General features: G+C 71.1%; 20 protein-coding genes. 6 read left to right on the forward strand and 14 right to left on the reverse strand.

What is annotated here, in order from left to right:
- Window positions 1-66 precede the first annotated feature (66 nt).
- On the reverse strand, window positions 67-1,197 hold the full coding sequence (locus ACWIHT_RS21085; protein ID WP_456169682.1) for a dihydrofolate reductase family protein: 1,131 nt from the start codon (window positions 1,195-1,197) through the stop codon (window positions 67-69).
- A gap of 66 nt (window positions 1,198-1,263) precedes the next feature.
- Between ACWIHT_RS21085 and ACWIHT_RS21090 the strand changes: the two genes are divergently transcribed.
- From ACWIHT_RS21090 to ACWIHT_RS21105, 4 genes are all read left to right on the forward strand, one after another.
- A complete protein-coding gene (locus ACWIHT_RS21090; protein WP_019073879.1) occupies window positions 1,264-1,761 on the forward strand; it encodes a MarR family winged helix-turn-helix transcriptional regulator in 498 nt (165 codons plus the stop codon).
- A gap of 149 nt (window positions 1,762-1,910) precedes the next feature.
- On the forward strand, window positions 1,911-2,552 hold the full coding sequence (locus tag ACWIHT_RS21095) for a GTP cyclohydrolase II (protein WP_456169683.1): 642 nt from the start codon (window positions 1,911-1,913) through the stop codon (window positions 2,550-2,552).
- Window positions 2,553-2,711: 159 nt separating this feature from the next.
- Window positions 2,712-4,937, forward strand: coding sequence for an MMPL family transporter (locus ACWIHT_RS21100; protein ID WP_456169684.1), 2,226 nt, complete (start codon window positions 2,712-2,714; stop codon window positions 4,935-4,937).
- Window positions 4,938-5,113: 176 nt separating this feature from the next.
- The gene (locus tag ACWIHT_RS21105; RefSeq protein WP_456169685.1) at window positions 5,114-6,049 is read left to right on the forward strand and encodes an SGNH/GDSL hydrolase family protein; all 936 of its coding nucleotides are present in this window, start codon (window positions 5,114-5,116) and stop codon (window positions 6,047-6,049) included.
- A gap of 7 nt (window positions 6,050-6,056) precedes the next feature.
- On the opposite strand, the gene ACWIHT_RS21110 is transcribed toward ACWIHT_RS21105, so the two are convergent.
- From ACWIHT_RS21110 to ACWIHT_RS21145, 8 genes are all read right to left on the reverse strand, one after another.
- Complete coding sequence (locus ACWIHT_RS21110; RefSeq protein ID WP_456169687.1) at window positions 6,057-7,253, reverse strand: FtsX-like permease family protein; 1,197 nt, start codon at window positions 7,251-7,253, stop codon at window positions 6,057-6,059.
- Window positions 7,250-7,933, reverse strand: coding sequence for an ABC transporter ATP-binding protein (locus ACWIHT_RS21115; RefSeq protein ID WP_456169688.1), 684 nt, complete (start codon window positions 7,931-7,933; stop codon window positions 7,250-7,252). Before ACWIHT_RS21115 ends, ACWIHT_RS21110 begins: the two co-directional genes overlap by 4 nt.
- Before the next feature lie 46 nt (window positions 7,934-7,979).
- Window positions 7,980-9,581, reverse strand: a complete 1,602-nt coding sequence (locus ACWIHT_RS21120) for a hypothetical protein (protein WP_456169689.1) — start codon at window positions 9,579-9,581, stop codon at window positions 7,980-7,982.
- 50 nt (window positions 9,582-9,631) lie between these two features.
- Window positions 9,632-10,096: a hypothetical protein gene (locus tag ACWIHT_RS21125; RefSeq protein ID WP_431251824.1), complete on the reverse strand. Its 465-nt coding sequence runs from the start codon at window positions 10,094-10,096 to the stop codon at window positions 9,632-9,634.
- Between the two features lie 239 nt (window positions 10,097-10,335).
- The gene (locus tag ACWIHT_RS21130; protein ID WP_456169691.1) at window positions 10,336-10,782 is read right to left on the reverse strand and encodes an NUDIX domain-containing protein; all 447 of its coding nucleotides are present in this window, start codon (window positions 10,780-10,782) and stop codon (window positions 10,336-10,338) included.
- Window positions 10,779-11,201, reverse strand: coding sequence for an arsenate reductase ArsC (locus tag ACWIHT_RS21135; protein ID WP_456169693.1), 423 nt, complete (start codon window positions 11,199-11,201; stop codon window positions 10,779-10,781). Before ACWIHT_RS21135 ends, ACWIHT_RS21130 begins: the two co-directional genes overlap by 4 nt.
- 16 nt (window positions 11,202-11,217) lie before the next feature.
- Window positions 11,218-11,967, reverse strand: coding sequence for an aquaporin (locus ACWIHT_RS21140; protein ID WP_456169694.1), 750 nt, complete (start codon window positions 11,965-11,967; stop codon window positions 11,218-11,220).
- On the reverse strand, window positions 11,964-12,308 hold the full coding sequence (locus ACWIHT_RS21145) for an ArsR/SmtB family transcription factor (RefSeq protein ID WP_456169695.1): 345 nt from the start codon (window positions 12,306-12,308) through the stop codon (window positions 11,964-11,966). Before ACWIHT_RS21145 ends, ACWIHT_RS21140 begins: the two co-directional genes overlap by 4 nt.
- A 90-nt stretch (window positions 12,309-12,398) precedes the next feature.
- Here ACWIHT_RS21145 and arsM point away from each other — a divergent pair, with 90 nt between their 5' ends.
- Together arsM and ACWIHT_RS21155 are read left to right on the forward strand one after the other, a co-directional pair.
- Complete coding sequence (gene arsM, locus ACWIHT_RS21150; protein WP_456169696.1) at window positions 12,399-13,157, forward strand: arsenite methyltransferase; 759 nt, start codon at window positions 12,399-12,401, stop codon at window positions 13,155-13,157.
- Between the two features lie 117 nt (window positions 13,158-13,274).
- The gene (locus tag ACWIHT_RS21155; protein ID WP_456169697.1) at window positions 13,275-14,462 is read left to right on the forward strand and encodes a M23 family metallopeptidase; all 1,188 of its coding nucleotides are present in this window, start codon (window positions 13,275-13,277) and stop codon (window positions 14,460-14,462) included.
- Window positions 14,463-14,583: 121 nt separating this feature from the next.
- On the opposite strand, the gene rpmF is transcribed toward ACWIHT_RS21155, so the two are convergent.
- The 5 genes from rpmF to ACWIHT_RS21180 form a co-directional block, all read right to left on the reverse strand.
- Window positions 14,584-14,754 (reverse strand): 50S ribosomal protein L32, encoded by a 171-nt coding sequence (rpmF, locus tag ACWIHT_RS21160; protein ID WP_328930860.1) that lies wholly within the window; start codon window positions 14,752-14,754, stop codon window positions 14,584-14,586.
- 78 nt (window positions 14,755-14,832) lie between these two features.
- Window positions 14,833-15,255 (reverse strand): Fur family transcriptional regulator, encoded by a 423-nt coding sequence (locus ACWIHT_RS21165; RefSeq protein WP_456169698.1) that lies wholly within the window; start codon window positions 15,253-15,255, stop codon window positions 14,833-14,835.
- On the reverse strand, window positions 15,255-16,106 hold the full coding sequence (locus ACWIHT_RS21170; protein ID WP_456169699.1) for a metal ABC transporter permease: 852 nt from the start codon (window positions 16,104-16,106) through the stop codon (window positions 15,255-15,257). Before ACWIHT_RS21170 ends, ACWIHT_RS21165 begins: the two co-directional genes overlap by 1 nt.
- Window positions 16,103-17,020: a metal ABC transporter permease gene (locus ACWIHT_RS21175; RefSeq protein WP_456169700.1), complete on the reverse strand. Its 918-nt coding sequence runs from the start codon at window positions 17,018-17,020 to the stop codon at window positions 16,103-16,105. Before ACWIHT_RS21175 ends, ACWIHT_RS21170 begins: the two co-directional genes overlap by 4 nt.
- A complete protein-coding gene (locus tag ACWIHT_RS21180) occupies window positions 17,007-17,840 on the reverse strand; it encodes a metal ABC transporter ATP-binding protein (RefSeq protein ID WP_456170049.1) in 834 nt (277 codons plus the stop codon). Before ACWIHT_RS21180 ends, ACWIHT_RS21175 begins: the two co-directional genes overlap by 14 nt.
- Window positions 17,841-17,890: the final 50 nt, after the last annotated feature.

The following is a 17,890-nucleotide window of genomic DNA, read 5'->3' on the forward strand; positions in this document are numbered from 1 at the left end:
CCCAAAAAAGTGTGTCACTTCTGGGCGAAAGTGACACACTTTTTTGGAGTAGGTGTCTCCCCCCCCTCAGCCCCGCAGATGCCGGTTCGGCGCCTTCGCCCGCTCCTCGTACTCCGGGAGTACGACCACGGAGACCCCCTGCGCGGCCAGCGCCCCGCTCCCGTCGGCCGCCGTCACGAACGTGTCCGGCTCGCGCCAGGCCGTGACCACGCGTCGTACGCCCGCGTCGAGGATCAGGCGGGCGCAGGGCTTGGGGCGGGAGGCGCGGTGGGTGCAGGGTTCGAGGCTCGTGTAGACGGTGGCGGTCGCGAGGCGCGGGTCCGCCGGGTCCAGCTTGGCGAGGGCCGCCTCCTCCGCGTGGACCACCGGGTCGCCGGCCTCGCGGGAGTGGCCGCGGGCCAGTTCCGTGCCGTCCTCGGCCACGACCACCGCGCCGACGCTGAACGCCGTCTCCGAGGGCGGGCAGTCCGCGGCCAGGTCGCAGGCGAGGGCGAGCCAGTGGTGGTCGGCGGCGGAGGGGAGGTCGCCGGTGCCGGGGGCGGTGGGTTCGTAGCGCATGAGGACGACGTCCTCGATGGGGCGGGTCTCCAGCAGGCGCAGGCGGCCCGACTGGTACGTGCCCGGGCCGAAGAGGCGGGGGGCGTCCGGGGTGCCCACGAAGAGGGGGGACAGGACGAGTTGGAGCTCGTCGGCCAGGCCCTGCTGGAGGAGCTGGGTGTGGATCGTGCCGCCGCCCTCGACCATCAGGCGGTCAACTCCCCTTACGGAGTGGAGGTGTTCGAGCAGCCGACGCCAGTCGAGTTCGGCGCCGAGGGCGAACACGTCGGCGGCCAGGCCGAGTTGGCGTACCCGCTCCGCTCCCTTGTCCGTCGTGGCGACGAGTTTGTCGCCGCCCGTGTGCCAGAAGTTGGCGGCCGGGTCCAGTTCGCCGGAGCCGCTGACCGTGACCTTGAGGGGGTACTCCGGCTTGCCCGCGGCGATGCGGGCGGCGCGGCGCTCGGGGGAGTTCACGAGCAGGCGCGGGTTGTCCGCGCGGATGGTGCCGGCGCCGATGAGGATCGCGTCCACGGAGGCCCGTACCTCGTCGACGCGGTCGAAGTCGGCGGGGCTGGAGAGGAGCAGCCGGTCGGGGCCGGTGTCGTCGAGGTAGCCGTCGAGGGAGACGGCGGCGGACAGCAGGACGTGGGGCAGAGACATCGACGCGCTCTCTCCTGGAGACCGGCGGGGCTTGGTTCAAGTTTGAAACAAACCTACACTGGGGGCATGACGACTCGCTGGCTCACCGCCGAGGAGCAGCGCGCCTGGCGCGCCTACATCGCCGCGACGCACCTCCTGGAGGACGCGATCGACCGGCAGCTCCAGCAGGAGGCCGGCATGCCCCACCTGTACTACTCCATCCTCGCCAACCTCTCCGACGTACCGGACCACCGGCTGCGGATGACCGACCTCGCCGAGAAGTCGAAGATCACCCGGAGCCGGCTGACGTACGCCGTGACCCGGCTGGAGAAGGACGGGCTGGTGCGGCGGGAGGGGTGTCCGTCGGACAAGCGGGGCAGTACGGCGGTGCTGACCGACGAGGGGATGGCCGTGCTGGTGCGTACGGCGCCGGGGCATGTCGAGACCGTCCGGGCCGCGATCTTCGACCACCTCACTCCGGAGCAGGTGGGGCAGCTGGAGGAGATCAGTACGGGCATCGCGCGGGCGCTGGAGACGCCGGAGGACGTTCCGTGGCGCCGCCGCTCCACGCCACCGTGTTCGTGAGCCGTCTTCGCGAGCCATCTTCGTGAGCCGTCACACAAATCTGTTGCTTCAAATTTCAAGCATGAGGTAGGGTCCGTGATCGTGGATGTGCTTCAGTTTTGAAACATATAGCCCATCCACTACGTCACCCTTCGGACTCGGAGACCCGCATGCCCGACTTCCCCGCCGCCACCCCGCGTGCCCGCGTCCGGGTACCGCTGCGCTTCCACGACGGCTACAGCGTCGACACCGAACTCGTCACCTTCCACGGCCTGACCGACGGCCAGGAACATCTCGCCGTCGTCCTCGGTGATCCGGCACCCGGCACCACCCCGCTGGTCCGGCTGCACTCCGAGTGCCTGACCGGAGACGTCTTCGGCTCCGCCCGCTGCGACTGCGGCCCCCAGCTGCGCGAGGCCGTCGAGCGCATAGCCGACCGCGGCGGAGTCCTCCTCTATCTGCGCCAGGAGGGCCGGGGCATCGGCCTCTACAACAAGCTCGACGCGTACGCCCTCCAGGACCAGGGCCTCGACACCTACGCCGCCAACACCGCGCTCGGCCTCCCCGAGGACGCCCGCGACTACACGGCCGCCGCCCAGATGCTCCAGGCCCTCGGCATCACCTCCCTGGACCTGCTCTCCAACAACCCCGACAAGGCGGACCAGTTGCGCGGCCTCGGCATCGACGTGCACGACCGGGTGCCGACCGGTGTGTTCACCACGCCCCACAACGTCCGGTATCTACGCGCGAAGGTCCTCCAGACCCACCACACGCTGCCGCTGGGCCGGCTGACCGGGCTGAACGCGGGCTGAACCTGGGCTGAGCCGCACGCGGATGGTGTAGCGGGCTACACCATCCATTCGGGAGGGCACTCCCTCGTGGCGGCAGGCCGTCGGCGGAAGAGTTGAGACCACGATCACGCACTCGATCCGGATCTCGACCGACCGCCGACGTGGAGGCCTTCCCCAGCCATGGCAACTCTCCTTTATCACTTGGGCCGTACGGCCTTCCGGTGGCGCTGGTTCGTCACCTTCCTGTGGGTGGCGGTCCTCGGCGCCGTCGGATTCGCCGCCACCAAGGCCCCCACCGCTCCCGACGACGGCTTCACCATGCCGGGCATCGAGTCGCAGAAGGCGTTCGACCTGCTGGAGCAGCGCTTCCCGGGGACGGCCGCGGACGGCGCGAGCGCGCGGATCGTCTTCGTCGCCCCGAACGGCGAGAAGGTCACCGCCACCGAGAACAAGGCGGCGATCGAGAAGCTGGTCACCGAGGCGGCCGACGGTTCCCAAGTCGCCTCCGCCGTCGACCCGTTCACCGCGAAGGCGGTGAGCAAGGACGCTTCCACGGCGTACTCCACCGTCACCTTCAAGGTGAAGGCCGACGACCTCACCGGCGCCGCCAAGACCCACCTGGAGCGGGCCATCGACACGGCCCGGGACGCGGGCCTGACCGTCGAGGTCGGCGGCGACGCGCTCGCCACCCAGCCCGCCGCGGGCGGCAGCGCCGAGGCCATCGGCATCGCGATAGCCGCGATCGTCCTGCTCATCACCTTCGGCTCGCTGGCCGCCGCGGGGCTTCCGCTCCTCACCGCGATCCTCGGTGTCGGCATCAGCATGTCCGCGATCCTCGCCCTGGGCAGCGCCTTCGGCCTCTCCGAGACCACCGGCACCCTCGCCACGATGCTCGGCCTCGCCTGCGGTATCGACTACGCCCTGTTCGTCGTCTCCCGCTACCGCGAGGAACGCGCGAAGGGTCACGCGCCTCGCGAAGCGGCCGGACTCGCGGCCGGGACGGCAGGTTCGGCAGTTGTGTTCGCCGGCCTGACCGTTGTCATCGCTCTAGCCGGTTTGTCGGTGGTCGGCATCCCGATGCTGACGAAGATGGGCCTGGCGGCGGCCGGCGCGGTCCTCCTGTCGGTCCTGATCTCCCTCACCCTCGTCCCGGCGCTCCTCGGCTTCTGGCCGAACAAGGTCCTGTCGCGAGGAGTCCGCAAGGGCACCCGGCGCGGGAAGAGGAGCACGGAGAACAACGGCGGCAGCCGCTGGGCCCGGATCGTCGTACGCCGCCCGATCCCCGTCCTGCTGCTCGGCGTCGTAGGACTCGGCGCGATGGCCCTGCCCGCCCTCAACCTCCAGCTCGGCATGCCCGGCGACGAGGCCAAGTCCACCACCACCACCGAACGCCGCGCCTACGACGACCTCGCCGAAGGCTTCGGCCCCGGCTTCAACGGCCCGCTGACCATCGTCGTGGACGCGAAGAAGGCGGGCGACGCGAAGACCGCCGTAGCGACGATCTCGAAGGAGATAGCGGCCACGGACGGAGTGGTCTCCGTCTCCCCGGCCCGCTTCAACTCGGCAGGCGACACAGCGGTGTTCTCCGCGACCCCCGCCACCAGCCCCACCGACGAGAAGACCAAGCAGCTCGTCCAGACGATCCGCGACGAACGGTCGGGGATCGAGTCCCAGGCCTCCGGCGCGAGCTTCGAGGTCACCGGAACGACCGCACTCAACATCGACGTGGCGCAGAAGGTCCAGGACGCGCTGATCCCGTACCTGGCGCTGGTGGTGGGCCTGGCGATCGTCCTGCTGCTCCTGGTCTTCCGCTCGCTGCTCGTGCCGCTCAAGGCGGCCCTCGGCTTCCTCCTCTCGGTCCTCGCGGCACTCGGCGCGGTCGTCGCGGTCTTCCAGGAAGGGCACCTCGCGTCCTGGCTGGGCGTGGACCAGACCGGCCCGATCATGAGCCTGATGCCGATCTTCCTGGTGGGCATCGTCTTCGGACTCGCCATGGACTACGAGGTGTTCCTCGTCTCCCGGATGCGCGAGGCGTACGTCCACGGGGACGGCCCCGGCCAGGCGATCGTCTCCGGATTCCGGCACAGCGCCCGGGTGGTCGTGGCCGCCGCGCTGATCATGATGGCGGTGTTCTCGGGCTTCATCGGTGCGGGCGCCTCGATGATCAAGATGATCGGCTTCGGGCTGGCCATCGCGGTCCTGTTCGACGCGTTCGTGGTCCGGATGGCCATCGTGCCGGCGGTCCTGTCCCTGCTCGGCAACAAGGCCTGGTACCTGCCGAGTTGGCTCAACCGGATCCTCCCCCGCATGGACGTCGAGGGCGAGGCCCTGAGCCGCAAGGTCCCGGCACCGGCGGCCGACCACTCGACCGACACCCCGACCGTCCACCTCACACCGGTCCCGTAGGGACCCCGCAGACCGGGGCCGCCGAGAGCGGAGGCGGCCCCGCGGCGCCCGGATCCCGTGGGGACGGGGACCCGGCGCAAGTCCCGGGCCCGGCGACGAGGCACTCCCCCCGCCCGTCGCCGGGCCCGCGGACGTCCACAACTCACCATTCAGAGACGGCAAGAAAGGCCACTTCGATGAAAACCTCAGTGCAGGCCGGGGTGGCCGGGCTCCTCGCCTGCGGCACGCTGCTCACGGTGGTCCTGGTCACCCGCGACGGCGACGACAACCACACCGGCGTCACCTACTCGACCACGTCGAAGGGCCCGTACGTGGCCCTCGGCGACTCCTACACCGCGGGCCCCGGCATCACCGACCCCACCGGCACCCCCGCCGGCTGCGACCGCTCGGCCGGCAACTACCCGGCCCTCGTGGCCGCCGAACTCGGCCTGAAAGGCAGCAAGTTCCGCGATGTGAGTTGCAGCGGCGCCACGACGTCCGACCTCACGTCGGCCCAGCACACCGACAACGGCACCAACCCGCCCCAGCTCAGGGCACTTTCGTCGGACACCCGCCTGGTGACAGTCGGCATCGGCGGCAACGACATCGGCTTCAGCTCGATGATCAAACGATGCGTCGCGATGGGCGCCCTCTACCAACTCACCGGCAGCGGCAAGTACTTCACGGAGGACGCGCCCTGCGCCCGCGAGGCCGGCTCCGACGCCGTAACGAAGAAGATCACAACGGCGGGCGACCGCCTCACCCGCATCCTGACCGAGGTAAAACGCCGCGCCCCCGAAGCCCGCGTCTACGTCGTCTCCTACCCGGCGCTCCTCCCCACCGACAGCGCCGACTGCGGCCGCGAAATGTCCCTCGCACCGGGCGACGTGACCTTCCTCCGCGAGAAGGAACAACAACTCAACACCACGCTGCGGCAACAGGCTTCGAAGGCGGGAGTCTCCTACGTCGACACGTACACCCCCTCCACCGACCACAACGCCTGCACATCGAAGAACACCCGCTGGATCGAACCACTCGTAACGGAGAATCCGGCAGCACCGGTGCATCCGAACGCTCGGGGGGAGCGGGGGATGGCGGACGCGGTGCTCCGGGCGGTGAAGTCGGCGCTGTAGAAAGCGTTCAGCTGTGCGCCCGTGCCGTGAGGTAAGGGTCCCGACGGAGGGCCTCGCGGCTACCGAAGAGGGTCCCGACGGCCAGCCCGACGGCGGGCAGGAGCAGCGCAGCGACGGCCCAACCCGGCCCCGGCAGAGCGTCGGTGACGGAGATGGGCAACCCGAGCAGGTCACTCAACGGACCGGCCAGCGCCGCGGACGCGACCGCACCGACGACCGAGCCCACCACCCCCGCCACCCCACCCGACAGCACGGCCTCGCCCAGCAGGATCCGGCGGAGTTCGGGCCGCCCGGACCCGAGGATCCGCAGGATCGCGAACTGACCGATCCGGGCCCGCGCGCTGTCCGCGGCCCGAACGGCACCGAGCGCGAGGGCGCCGAGCGCAAGAACCAGCACACCGACACGCATCGCGAGATCCGCCGCACCGAACAACCCGGGCAGGTCACGCACCCGGTCGGACACCGCGGCGGCCGAAAACCCCTTGTCCTGAAGGGACTTGGTGACCGCGGCCACCTGCCGCTGATGCTCGACGACCACGACGGCGGACTGGGCCCCCTCCCGTGCCTGGAATGCTCCCGACGACTGTCCGGCGCGCGCCGCGGCGAGCAACGCGGCCGTGTCCTGCGAGAGATAGGCGACGCCGGGCCCGTCGGCCTGCCAACTCGGGTCGTACAGGCCGACGATCCTCAGCCTCAGCACAGCGCTCGTACCGGACGCGGCGCCGGTCGCCCGGGTGTACCCGAAGACGACGGACCGTCCGAGGAGCGGGGTGAAGTCGGTCCCCTGCGCGGCAGCGGGCAGCACGACCTCGTCCGGACCGAGTCGCGCGGGCAACTCCCCTCTGAGGACCGGCAGTTCGTCCCCCGGAGCCAGAGTGTGGGTGGTCAGGTCATACGTCCCGCTCCCCTCCGCGTACAGAACGGCGGAGTAGTCGGCGGCGACCTGCCGCACACCTGGTACACGCGCGGCTTCCCGCAGGGCCGAGGTGGTGAGCGCCCGTACCGACGCATCGCCCTCGAACGAGGAGAGCTCGATCTGCGTGAGCCCACCGGAGCTGAGCACGTCCCGCTCCACGGCACGCGCCGCACCGGCCGCGACCCCGGCGGACGCGGTCAGCAGCGCGGCAAGAACAGCGAGGGTAGGCAGGGCCCGACGCAGCGAACGCCGGTCACGGCTCCAGGTGTAGAGACTCCAACGACTCATCCGCGTGTCTCCTCACGCACGCCCGACAGCACACCCTCGTCGAGCACATACCGCTGATCGCAAGCATCGGCGACGGCGGAGTCGTGCGTCACGAGCAGCACGGCCGCACCCCGGTCGGCACACGAACGCAGGGAACTCATCACGGAGTTGGCGTTCTTCGGGTCCAGCCCCGAGGTCGGCTCGTCGGCGAGGACGAGCGCGGGTTCCTTCACGGCGGCCCGGGCCACGGCGATGCGCTGCCGCTGTCCACCGGAGAGTTCGGTGACGGGCGACTCCGCGAGATGCTCCATGCCCAACTCCCCCAGCAGGGCACGGGCCGCCGTACGGTGCCGGGACAGCCGCGGCCCGAAAGCGGCGGCGACGTTCTCCCAGGCGTTGAGGAACGAGAGCAGCCCAAGGTCCTGAAGCACGATCCCGATCGAACGCAACCGCAACGCGTCCAGGCCGGCCGGCGACAGCGCCCCGGTGTCCGTACCGGCGATGTGCAGAGAGCCGGCACTCGGCGAAAGAATGAGCCCGAGGAGGGCGAGCAGCGTGCTCTTCCCCGACCCGGACGGCCCCTCGACGGCCGCCACCGTCCCGGCCCGCAGCGTGAGATCCGCCCGGCTCAGACCACCACCTGCCGCGTATGTGAAGGCCAGACCTTCACCCTGGACGACCGGTGGGGAGGCGGTGTTCATACGGCAGCTGCCCTTCTGAGGTGGGGAAACGGGGGCGGGTACGGGTTCAGGCAAGGAGGTAGTACGCGGCTCTCGTGGCGTCGGCCGAAGCGGTCCCGCCCGGCGAGTCGGCGTACAGGTCGGGGAATTCGGCATCGCGGTAGGACTTCAGCGACGCCGGAAGCTCGTCCCAGAAAGCCTGCGGGATGTTCTGGTCGGTGCCGAGGGCCGCCTGAACCGCGTCGGAGGCGACCGTCAACTCCCCGTCGCGGAGGGCCTGTCGGGCCTGTCGGACGAGGTCGCTGCCCTCCGTGAGCCGTTGCGCCTGAGTCGCGCACCCGGCGTCGGCGAGCACCACCACAGCGTGCAACACAGGGGCGGCGAGCGCGGTGCCCTTCCGCGCGGGCGGCTCCACGGAGGTGCGCGGACAGCCCAGACCGAACTCCGCACGCGCGGCCGTCGCGCCGTACCAACTGTGCTGGTTCCGTGTGGTCATGCGGACCGGTACCGTGCGTGCGGCCGCCTCCTCGGCACCCTTTTCGGCCTGCGGTCCGCAATCCAGGGACAGCCGGTGGCACGTCATGGCGAGCGGGAGCCTGTCGGACGGATCGAGGCCGGTGTCCGAACCCAACTGCTTCAGCCGTCTCTTCAGCCAGACCGGTACCTGCTGCTGCCTGCCGCTGGCGGTCAGGGCCCGTGCGGCGTTGTACGTGGCGGTGAGCGTGCCGAGTTGGGTCGGGGACTTGGCCACGAGACCGTCGGGCCGGACGGTCACCGGTGGCGCGGGAAGCGGCGAGGACGTGTCGGGGGTGCCGAGGGCGAGCGCCCGCCGGACCAGCCACCGTGTCTGTGGGTCGGGATCGTGCAGGGCGAACTGCAGACAGGTCCGCGTCTGCCGCGTCAGCCGCGCCCCGAGAAGCGCCGACGCCGCTCGCTGGATGGGTTCGAGCCCGGCGCAGTCGGCCGTCGTTCGACCGGCGTCGGCGTGCTGGAGGACCCTGTCGGCGCGGGCCCGCACCCCGACGGCCCGCAGCGCCTCGACGGCGTACAGCGTCGGCACAGGCTGGTCGGCGCGAGCGGTGTCGGCAGCGAGACGAGACAGTGCCCCGGGGGACGCCTGGTCGGCACGGCCCAGGCAGGCCATCGTCCGCAGGAAGGCGGCACGCGTGGCGAGCGATGTCACGGCATCGTCCCCGGCGGCCGGCGCCCGCAGATAGTCGAGCGCCTCCTTTTCGGCCTGCGCACGGAGCCCCGCCCGTTCCAGGACTGCAACGGCGTCGGCGGCCCGGGACGCTCCGGAGGCTCGGGAATCCTGGGAGGCCGACAGTGACAGACACACGTAGTACGCCCGCCAGGCGGGGGTGTCGAGGAGGTCGGTGCGGACGAGACGCGCCAGGGCGGCCGGACGAATCGCGGGGACGGGTACGCCGCCGGCCCGGCCTCCGGTGGGAAGCGCGGCTTCCAGGCGTCCGTACGCGGTCGGGTACAGCGCGGGATCACGCCCGACCTCGGCACGACCGGCCCGTACGAGATCGTTGGCGCCGCGCAGCGCGTCGAGTTGCACGGCCAGATCGGTACCGGGTCGGTCGGGCCGGTCCACCGACCCGCTACCGAACAGCGAGACGCCCAGGGCCGCCCCGGCGACCGCCACGGCCGCGGTGACGAACACCTGGCCACTCCGCCCGGTTCGCCTTCGCAGGAGGCTGTGCTCCATGCCGCTCAGTCGTTCGCACAGGCCGAAGCGAACGCCTTGACGCCGGACTTGAAGGCGCCGCCGTCGGAGCAAGTGGTGATACTCGTGTTGAGCGAGCCGCCGGGGTCGGCGATGCCACTGACATCGGCGATCCAGCTGTTCTGGTTGGTCCAGCTGACCTGACGGGTACTCTCACTGACCTGCGTACCGCTGGGGCTCAGCGCGAGGGTGGCCTGCCACCCGTTCGCCTTCACCGTCGCCGTGTTGCTGATCTTGCTGACCTTGTACCTCGCGTTGCCCTTCTTCGTCTTGGTGGACGTCTTGAAGGAGCACTTGTCGGCGTAGGCACTGCACTGCCAGGCGGTGACCTCGACCTTGGCACCCGTGCCGGGCAACGGCGTCGATGCGGTGTCGGAGATGGCCATGGTCGGCGCGGCCGTCGCCGCCGTGAGTAGTACGACGAGTCCTGTGGTCAGCAGGATCTTCTTCACTCGGACCTCCCGGTGTTCGTGCCGTGTTCGTCCTCAACTAGGCAACAAACTGTATATGTTGGGTGAATATCCACTTGTGACTGAAAAAGTCCGCCGGACATGCGGAAGATGTCCCGGATTCGCAGAGCTTGATGCCCCTGGACATTGCGCTTCGGGATTCCGTGAATGGATCCAAAGACCTGTTTCAGCCACCCTGGAGACGGCCCGGTTCACACCTGAGAGGTAACGCGAGCCGCCGCCTACTCCCACCCGTACGGCGACACCTGCGCTTCGACCCCGTCCAGGTACTGCCGTAGGGCGTGCCCGTTTCCCCGTACGAACTCCTCGGGTACGGCGTCGACTTGGACCCAGCGGACCTGGGCGTGCTTGCGGGGTTCGCGGTTCTCGGGGGCGCCGGTCCACTTGTCGGCGACGAAGACGACGGTGAGGAAGCCGTGCGGTGCGTCCACTCCGCTGGCGGCATGGATGAGGTGCACGACCTTCAGGGACTCCGGCGCCACGACGATCCCGGTCTCCTCGTACAGCTCGCGCACGGCGGTCCCGGTGACGGGCTCGCCGGGTTCGTTCTTGCCGACGGGGAGGTCCCACATGCCTCGGCCGAACGTGGCCTGCTCGCCCCGCTGGATGAGGACGACCCGGCCCTCGGCCCGGTCGTGGACGATGACGGCGGCGACGAGAAGTGTCATACGGCGACTCCGAGTTCGGCCAGCAGACCGCGTACCCGGCGTTCGATCTCCTCGCGGACGGGCCGTACGGCGTCCACGCCCCGGCCCGCCGGATCGTCGAGCTGCCAGTCCAGGTACCGCTTGCCCGGGAAGACGGGGCAGGCGTCCCCGCAGCCCATCGTGATCACGACGTCCGAGGACCGCACGGCCTCGACGGTGAGCACCTTCGGCGTCTCGGCGGAGACATCGATCCCCACCTCCGCCATGGCCTCGACCACCGCCGGGTTGACCGTGTCGGCGGGGGCCGAGCCCGCCGACCGGACCTCGACCCGGTCACCGGCGAGATGGGTGAGAAAGGCGGCGCCCATCTGGGAACGGCCCGCGTTGTGGACACAGACGAACAGGACTGATGGACGGGGGGCGGCGGAACTCGTGGTCATGGCAGTGTCCTTGCGGTCAGGAGGAGGCGAGTTCGGGTTCGGGTTCGGGTTCGGGTTCGCTGTGTGGGACGACCGCGTCCGTCGTATGGACAGGACGCTCGCATACGACGGCCACCGCGGCCAACCCGACCACGGCGCCCAGCAGTTGCGCCCCGACGAACGGTGCGACCGAACCCGGCGCGATCCCCGCGAACGTGTCGGTGAAGGCGCGGCCGACCGTGACGGCGGGGTTCGCGAAGGAGGTCGAGGAGGTGAACCAGTAGGCGGCCCCGATGTACGCGGCCACGGCCGCCGGGGCGAGGGCGGCGCGGCCGACCCGTTCCAGTCCGAGGACGAGGAGGATCAGCCCGGCCGTGGCGACGATCTCCCCCAGCCACAGATGACCGGCGTACCGGTCGTGGCCGGAGAACCGCACCAACGGCTCGGCGAACATGGCGTCCGCCAGCACCGCGCCCGCGATCGCCCCGCCGGCCTGAGCCATGACGTACGCGGCGACCTCCCGCGGCCCCGGCCCGGTGCCGTCGCGACGGCCGACGAACCAACTGGCCAGGGTGACAACGGGGTTGAAGTGCGCGCCGGATACCGGCCCGAGCAGCGTGATGAGCACGCCCAGGCCGAGGACGGTGGCGAGTGAGTTGGCCAGCAGTTGTACGCCGACGTCGTGCGACAGCCGCGTCGCCTGGATGCCGGAGCCCACGACCACCGTCACCAGCAGACCGGTCCCGATCGCCTCGGCGGCGACCCGGCGGCCGAGGGACGCGGTCATGCCTGCGTGACTTCCGGAGTCCGCGCCGTCGTCAGAAACGTCGCGAGCCGGTCCAGGACGCCGGGCAGCGCCCAGTAGTACACCCACGTCCCACGGCGTTCGCAGTCGATGAGGCCGGCCTGGCGCAGGAGCTTGAGGTGGTGGGAGATCGTCGGCTGCGACAGGTCGAAGGCCGGTGTCATCTCGCACACGCAGACCTCGCCGCCCTCCCGCGAGGCGATCATCGACAGCAGCCGCAGGCGTACGGGATCGCCAAGTGCCTTGAAAACCCTCGCCAGTTCCGCGGCGCGCTCGTCGTCCAGCGGCGCGACGGCCAGACCCGGGCACTCTTGTTTCGACATACCTCTATGTTGACGTCTTTCGATACAGGGCGCAAGCTTGTATCAACAAACGTCAATGCAAGCTGGTCCACCTAGCCTGGGAGCGACCCGATGAGCGACGAACACTCCACCGACCTGCGCGAAACCGTCCGCAAGCGCTACGCAGCCTCCGCCCTCAAGGTCACCGAGGGCGGCACGGCCTGCTGCGGCCCCGCCCCCGTCGAGATCGACGACAACTTCGGCTCCGCCCTCTACTCCACCGCCGACCGCGACACCCTCCCCGCCGAAGCGGTCGCCGCCTCCCTCGGCTGCGGCAACCCCACCGCCGTGGCCGAACTCCGCGAAGGCGAACGCGTGTTGGACCTCGGTTCCGGCGGCGGCATCGACGTCCTGCTCTCCGCCCGCCGCGTCGGCCCGACCGGCAGGGCGTACGGGCTGGACATGACGGAGGAGATGCTCGCCCTCGCCATCGGCAACGCGGAGCGGACCGGCGCGACCAACGTGGAGTTCCTCAAGGGCACCATCGAGGCCGTCCCCCTGCCCGCGAACACGATCGACGTGGTCATCTCCAACTGCGTGATCAACCTCTCCGTCGACAAGCCCGCCGTCTTCGCCGAGACCTTCCGCGTCCTGCGCCCCGGCGGCCGTATCGGGATCTCGGACGTCGTCGCCGACGACACCCTCACCCCCGCACAGCGCGCGGAACGCGGTGACTACGTCGGCTGCGTCGCGGGCGCCCTGTCCTTCGCCGAGTACCGCACCGGCCTCGAAGCGGCGGGCTTCACCGACGTGGACATCACCCCGACCCACCCCGTCGCGGACGGCATGCACTCGGCGATCGTCCGCGCGACGAAGCCCGCAGCGAACTGACCCGGGGACGACAACAGAGCGGCGCCCGGCGGGCGTTGGGGCTCGCCGGACGCCCGACCGGGCGGTGATGATGTGATCCCCCTCCTCTTCCTCCTCTTCGCAAGGGAGCCCCCGACCATGTCCGAGCCGCCGTCCGAGCCGCCGCAGTCGGTGGAGGCCCGCGCTCTACGGCTCTTCCTCACGGCGGATCCGGACGACTGGGCGCGGCTCGCGCCGAGGGTGACGGAGGCGGTCGGCGCGGACGCGCTTCGGCGGATCGTCCGCGGCACGCTCGCCCGCGTCGGGGAACTCGACGCGGTGACGGACAGCCCCGACGGACTGATCGTGTCCGGCAGCCGGGGCCGGGTACGCGCCTGGGCCCAGGCGGCACAGGACGGGGAACTCACCGCGCTGCGCATCGAGGACGCCCGCTACACACCACCACGGCGTCGCCCGCGCCCGCTCACCCCCGTGACCTGGGCGACGTACCTGATCGTGGTCACCCTCTGGAACATCCTGACCGTCTGGACGGCCGCCGACCGCACCGCCTGGCTCGGTGACCTGGCGATCCTCGCGGCCTTCTACGTGATCGTCGAAGGCCGCGGCGCACCGGCACGGCAGCCCCGCCCGCTGCGCCGTACCGTCGAGGCCGGTGCCGTGGCGGCCCTCGCGTCCGCGTGGCGGCTCCCCGGCCTGCCGAACGGCCACGGCGCACTGGGCCTCGTCTGCGGCCTCGCGCTCCTCGCGGGATCGCTGTGGCTGATCGCCGCCGCGCGCCGCCACCGCTGGCGGGCGCCGCTGTCGCGACCGCTGCGGTTCCCGCTGGAGGGCACCTGGTACGTCGTCCAGGGCGGCGGGCGCCTGCTCAACCACCACGCGCCGGTGCCCGAGCAGCGCGGCGCGCTCGACCTGGTCGCCCTCGGCCCGCTCGGCACCCGCACCCGGCGGGGCCACGATCTCGCCGCCTACGCCGCGTACGGCCGCCCGGTCCGCTCCCCCTGCGACGGCCGCGTGATCTCCGCCGCCGACACCGTCCGGGACCAGCAGCCGGGCGAGATCGGCTACCAACCCCCGTACGGCAACCACGTGTTCGTCGACACCGGCCGCGAGATCGTCAAACTCGGGCATCTGCGCCCCGGTTCGGTGACCGTGAGCCGGGGCGACACCGTCCGCGCGGGCCAACTCCTCGGCGAGGTGGGGAACTCCGGCAACACCACCGAACCCCACCTGCACCTCCACGCCGAACGCGACGGCCTCGGCCTGGACCTGGAGTTCACCGGCATCCCCGGCCGCCTCCACCGCGGCCGGACGATCCACGCCGCCTGACGGTCCGTACGAGGCGACCGCGGCCCTACAGGCTGTCCAGGATCTGGTTGCGCCGCTGCGTGGAAGTCCTCCACCTTCTGCGACGTATCGACCTGAGCGGCCAAGAGCGCCCCTACGACGGTCAGCCCTCGGGGCGCAGCAGGCCGCGTTCGTAGGCCTTGGCCAGCCGTTGGGGTACCAGGTACGGGACGCCGTCGATGGTGATCGGCACGAGCGCGGGCGTGGCCGCCTTCCACTGGGCGCGGCGGTGGCGGGTGTTGCTGCGGGACATCTTCCGTTTGGGAACGGCCATGGGGATCCTCCTGGTCGGTGGGTCGCGGGTCGCGGGGAACGGGTCGCCGGCAACGCTACATGAAAATGGATGTCATTACTAATGTGAGCTTGAGCGGCATCGCGGACAGAGCCCGGTGAGTTCGACGGTGTGCTCGACCTCCGCGAAACCGGAGGTCTCGGCCACCCGCTCGGCCCAGCTCTCGACCGCCTCGGAGTCGACCGGGGTGCTCAACCCGCAGCCGCGGCACAGCAGATAGTGCTGGTGCTCGGCGAACGGCCGGTGCCGGAAGAGCCGTTCACCGCCCCGGTCGCGTACGACGTCGGCGCGGCCCGCGCCCACCAGCGCGGCCAGGGTGCGGTAGACGGTGTTGAGGCCCACCCGCGCACCGTGGGACTCCAGGATCCCGTGCAGCGCGCGGGCGCCGACGAAACCGCCGTGGTCGATCAACGCCCTTACGACGCGGGTGCGTTGGGCGGTGCGGCGGCCGATGAGATCCAGGTCGTCGGCCGGTGCGCTCATCACGCCTCCGCGATACCGATGCGGGCGCGGATGCGGGTGCGGGGCCGGCGTACGGCGACGAGCGCGACCGCGTAGACGGCGGTTGCGACGGCCATGATGGCGAAGCTGGGCGGCAGTTGGGGGACGTAGTAGCTGAGGGCGAGGCCCGCCCACATCTCCGCCACCGCTAGTCCCGCGGACAGGGCGAGGGCGTGGTACGGCCGGTCGGTGAGCCGTTGGGCCGCGCCCGCGGGGGCGGCGAGCAGGCCGAGCAGCAGCAGCGAGCCGACCGCCTGGGTGGCCTCGGCCGCGCAGGCGCCGACCAGGACCAGGAAGGCGAGGCCGAGCAGCCGTACCGGCACCCGGCGGGCCGTGGCCACCGCCTCGTCGACGGAGGCGAAGAGCAGCGGGCGGGCGACCGCGAGCACGGCGAGGCAGATGACACCCGCGACGACGGCCGCCAACTGCGCCTGCCCGGTGGAGAGTCCGAAGATCGAGCCGAAGAGGACGGTGACGCCGGCGGTGCCGTTCCCGGTGTTGCGGGACGTGGTGTAGAGGGTGAGGAAGAAGACCCCCAGGCCCAGGATCCAGGAGAAGAGGCTGCCGATGACGATGTCGTCGGCGCGGCTGCGGCGGCCCAGCGCGCCGAGCACCACGGCGAACACCACGGTCGCCGCGAACAGCCCCAACCGCAGGTCGTAGCCGAGCGCGAGGGCCGCGAGCGCCCCGGTGAACGCGACGTGGCTGAGCGCGTCGCCGGTGAACACCTGGGCGCGCAGCACCAGGAAGTACCCCACGAGACCGGCCGCCAGCGCGATCGCCGTACCGGCCAGCAGGGCGTGCGTGAAGTACGGGTGGGTGAAGGCGCTCATGCGACGGCACCCGCTGCCACCGTCCGGTACCTGCCGAGGGTCGCGGTGAGGGTGCGGCCCGTGCGGGCCAGGACGTAGACCGCGAAGGCGAAGGTCGTCACGTAGAAACCGATCGGGTACGGCGAGTAGTAGGCGGCGATCAGCCCGGTCCAGGTCACCGCGAGCGCGATCACCACCGAGAGTGTCAGGCTCAACGCGGGCCGGGCCGTGAGCTGTTGGGCGGTCGCGGCGGGCATCACCAGCAGGGCGAACACCAGCAGCGTGCCGGTGATCTGACTCGCCTCGGCGGTCGCCGCTCCGAGCAGGACGAGAAAGACCACGGACAGGGCCCGTACCGGCACCCCGCGTCCGGCGGCGACATCCGCGTCGACGGAGACGAACAGCAACGGCCGCCCGATGACCGCCAGCACACCGAGCGCGAGCGCGGCCACGACCGCCAGCACGGTCACCTGGACGGTCGTGATGCCCAGAAAGCTGCCGAACAGAAGGGAGTTGACCCCGCCGAGGAACCCTTTGTAGAGGGCGACGAAGAGGAATCCGCAGGCCAGCAGAAACGCCTGGACGGTACCGGTGAGCGCCGACTCCTGTCCTCCCCCGCCCTCTCCTCCGCCCGCTCCGGCGCGCGGGATGGCGGCGATCACCAGCGCGCCCCCGACGCAGAACGCGAAGTAGCCGAAGCCCGCGCCGATGCCCAGCAGGGTCGCGCAGGCCGCGCCGGGAAAACTGACCACGGCCAGCGTGTGTCCGGCGAAGCTCTGCCGGCGCAGCACCATGAACCAGCCCATCACGGCGGCCAGTACGGCCACGACCGTACCGGCCCGGAAGGCGTTGACCATGAACGGGAACGCCCAGATCTGCTGAAGGTCGGTCAGCGGATTCCACGACCAACCGGCGCCCGTGTCAGCCCAGTTCACGGCGGCCCGCCTCACTGTGCCGGTCGGTGTGGCGGGCAGGCGCCTCGGGCTGGCCGACGACCACCAGCCGCCCGTCGCTGGTACGCAGCACCTCCACCGGCACGCCGTACAGCCGCGACAGCGTCCCCGTGGTGATCACGTCCTGCGGCCGTCCGGCGACCGCACCGCCCTCGGCGATGTACACCACCCGGTCCAGCCACGGCAGGATCGGGTTGACGTCGTGCGCGACCATGACGACACCGACGCCCGCCTCCCGGCAGATCCGCCCGATCAACGCGGCGACCGCGCCCTGATGGGACAGGTCGAGACTGTCCAACGGCTCGTCCAGCAGCAGCAGTTCGGGATCGCGGACGAGTGCCTGGGCGATCAGCAGCCGTTGCTGCTCGCCGCCGGAGCACTCGCCGATCGGCCGGTGCGCGTACGCGCTCGCCCCGACCAGTTCGACGACCTCGGCGACACGGTCCCGGGCCGCCCGCCGCCGGGCACTGAACCGGCCGGGCAACGGCAGCGGTACGCCCCAGCGGTCGCCGTCGAGGCCCAGCCGCACGATGTCGGTCCCGCGGATGCGCAGGCTCGCGTCGAAACTGCGCCGCTGCGGCAGATAGCCGACCCGGTGCCCCGCCCGGCCGGGCGCCTCGCCCAGGACGCGGACCTCACCCGCGGCCGGAGGCAGGATGCCGAGCAGCATCTTGACCAGGGTCGACTTGCCGACTCCGTTGGGACCGAGGACGGCCACGAACTCCCCGGCGCCGACCTCCAGTTCGACCCCGGACCACAGGGTCCGGCCGCCGACGCGAACGGCGGCGCCGCGCAACGACACGACGGAGGAGGGCAGTTCGGCGACGGCCGGTTGCCCGGGAACGCGGTGCC

The sequence above is a fragment of the Streptomyces sp. NPDC002276 genome (assembly GCF_053891435.1).

Bases quoted from the DNA above. Each gene is read 5' to 3' on its own strand.
- ACWIHT_RS21110 (WP_456169687.1), bottom strand. From the start codon at position 7,253: ATGAGTCGTTGGAGTCTCTACACCTGGAGCCGTGACCGGCGTTCGCTG.
- ACWIHT_RS21145 (WP_456169695.1), bottom strand. From the start codon at position 12,308: ATGTCGAAACAAGAGTGCCCGGGTCTGGCCGTCGCGCCGCTGGACGAC.
- ACWIHT_RS21155 (WP_456169697.1), top strand. From the start codon at position 13,275: ATGTCCGAGCCGCCGTCCGAGCCGCCGCAGTCGGTGGAGGCCCGCGCT.
- ACWIHT_RS21140 (WP_456169694.1), bottom strand. From the start codon at position 11,967: ATGACCGCGTCCCTCGGCCGCCGGGTCGCCGCCGAGGCGATCGGGACC.
- ACWIHT_RS21100 (WP_456169684.1), top strand. From the start codon at position 2,712: ATGGCAACTCTCCTTTATCACTTGGGCCGTACGGCCTTCCGGTGGCGC.
- ACWIHT_RS21095 (WP_456169683.1), top strand. From the start codon at position 1,911: ATGCCCGACTTCCCCGCCGCCACCCCGCGTGCCCGCGTCCGGGTACCG.
- ACWIHT_RS21105 (WP_456169685.1), top strand. From the start codon at position 5,114: ATGAAAACCTCAGTGCAGGCCGGGGTGGCCGGGCTCCTCGCCTGCGGC.
- arsM (WP_456169696.1), top strand. From the start codon at position 12,399: ATGAGCGACGAACACTCCACCGACCTGCGCGAAACCGTCCGCAAGCGC.
- ACWIHT_RS21135 (WP_456169693.1), bottom strand. From the start codon at position 11,201: ATGACCACGAGTTCCGCCGCCCCCCGTCCATCAGTCCTGTTCGTCTGT.
- ACWIHT_RS21085 (WP_456169682.1), bottom strand. From the start codon at position 1,197: ATGTCTCTGCCCCACGTCCTGCTGTCCGCCGCCGTCTCCCTCGACGGC.
- rpmF (WP_328930860.1), bottom strand. From the start codon at position 14,754: ATGGCCGTTCCCAAACGGAAGATGTCCCGCAGCAACACCCGCCACCGC.
- ACWIHT_RS21090 (WP_019073879.1), top strand. From the start codon at position 1,264: ATGACGACTCGCTGGCTCACCGCCGAGGAGCAGCGCGCCTGGCGCGCC.
- ACWIHT_RS21165 (WP_456169698.1), bottom strand. From the start codon at position 15,255: ATGAGCGCACCGGCCGACGACCTGGATCTCATCGGCCGCCGCACCGCC.
- ACWIHT_RS21130 (WP_456169691.1), bottom strand. From the start codon at position 10,782: ATGACACTTCTCGTCGCCGCCGTCATCGTCCACGACCGGGCCGAGGGC.
- ACWIHT_RS21115 (WP_456169688.1), bottom strand. From the start codon at position 7,933: ATGAACACCGCCTCCCCACCGGTCGTCCAGGGTGAAGGTCTGGCCTTC.
- ACWIHT_RS21170 (WP_456169699.1), bottom strand. From the start codon at position 16,106: ATGAGCGCCTTCACCCACCCGTACTTCACGCACGCCCTGCTGGCCGGT.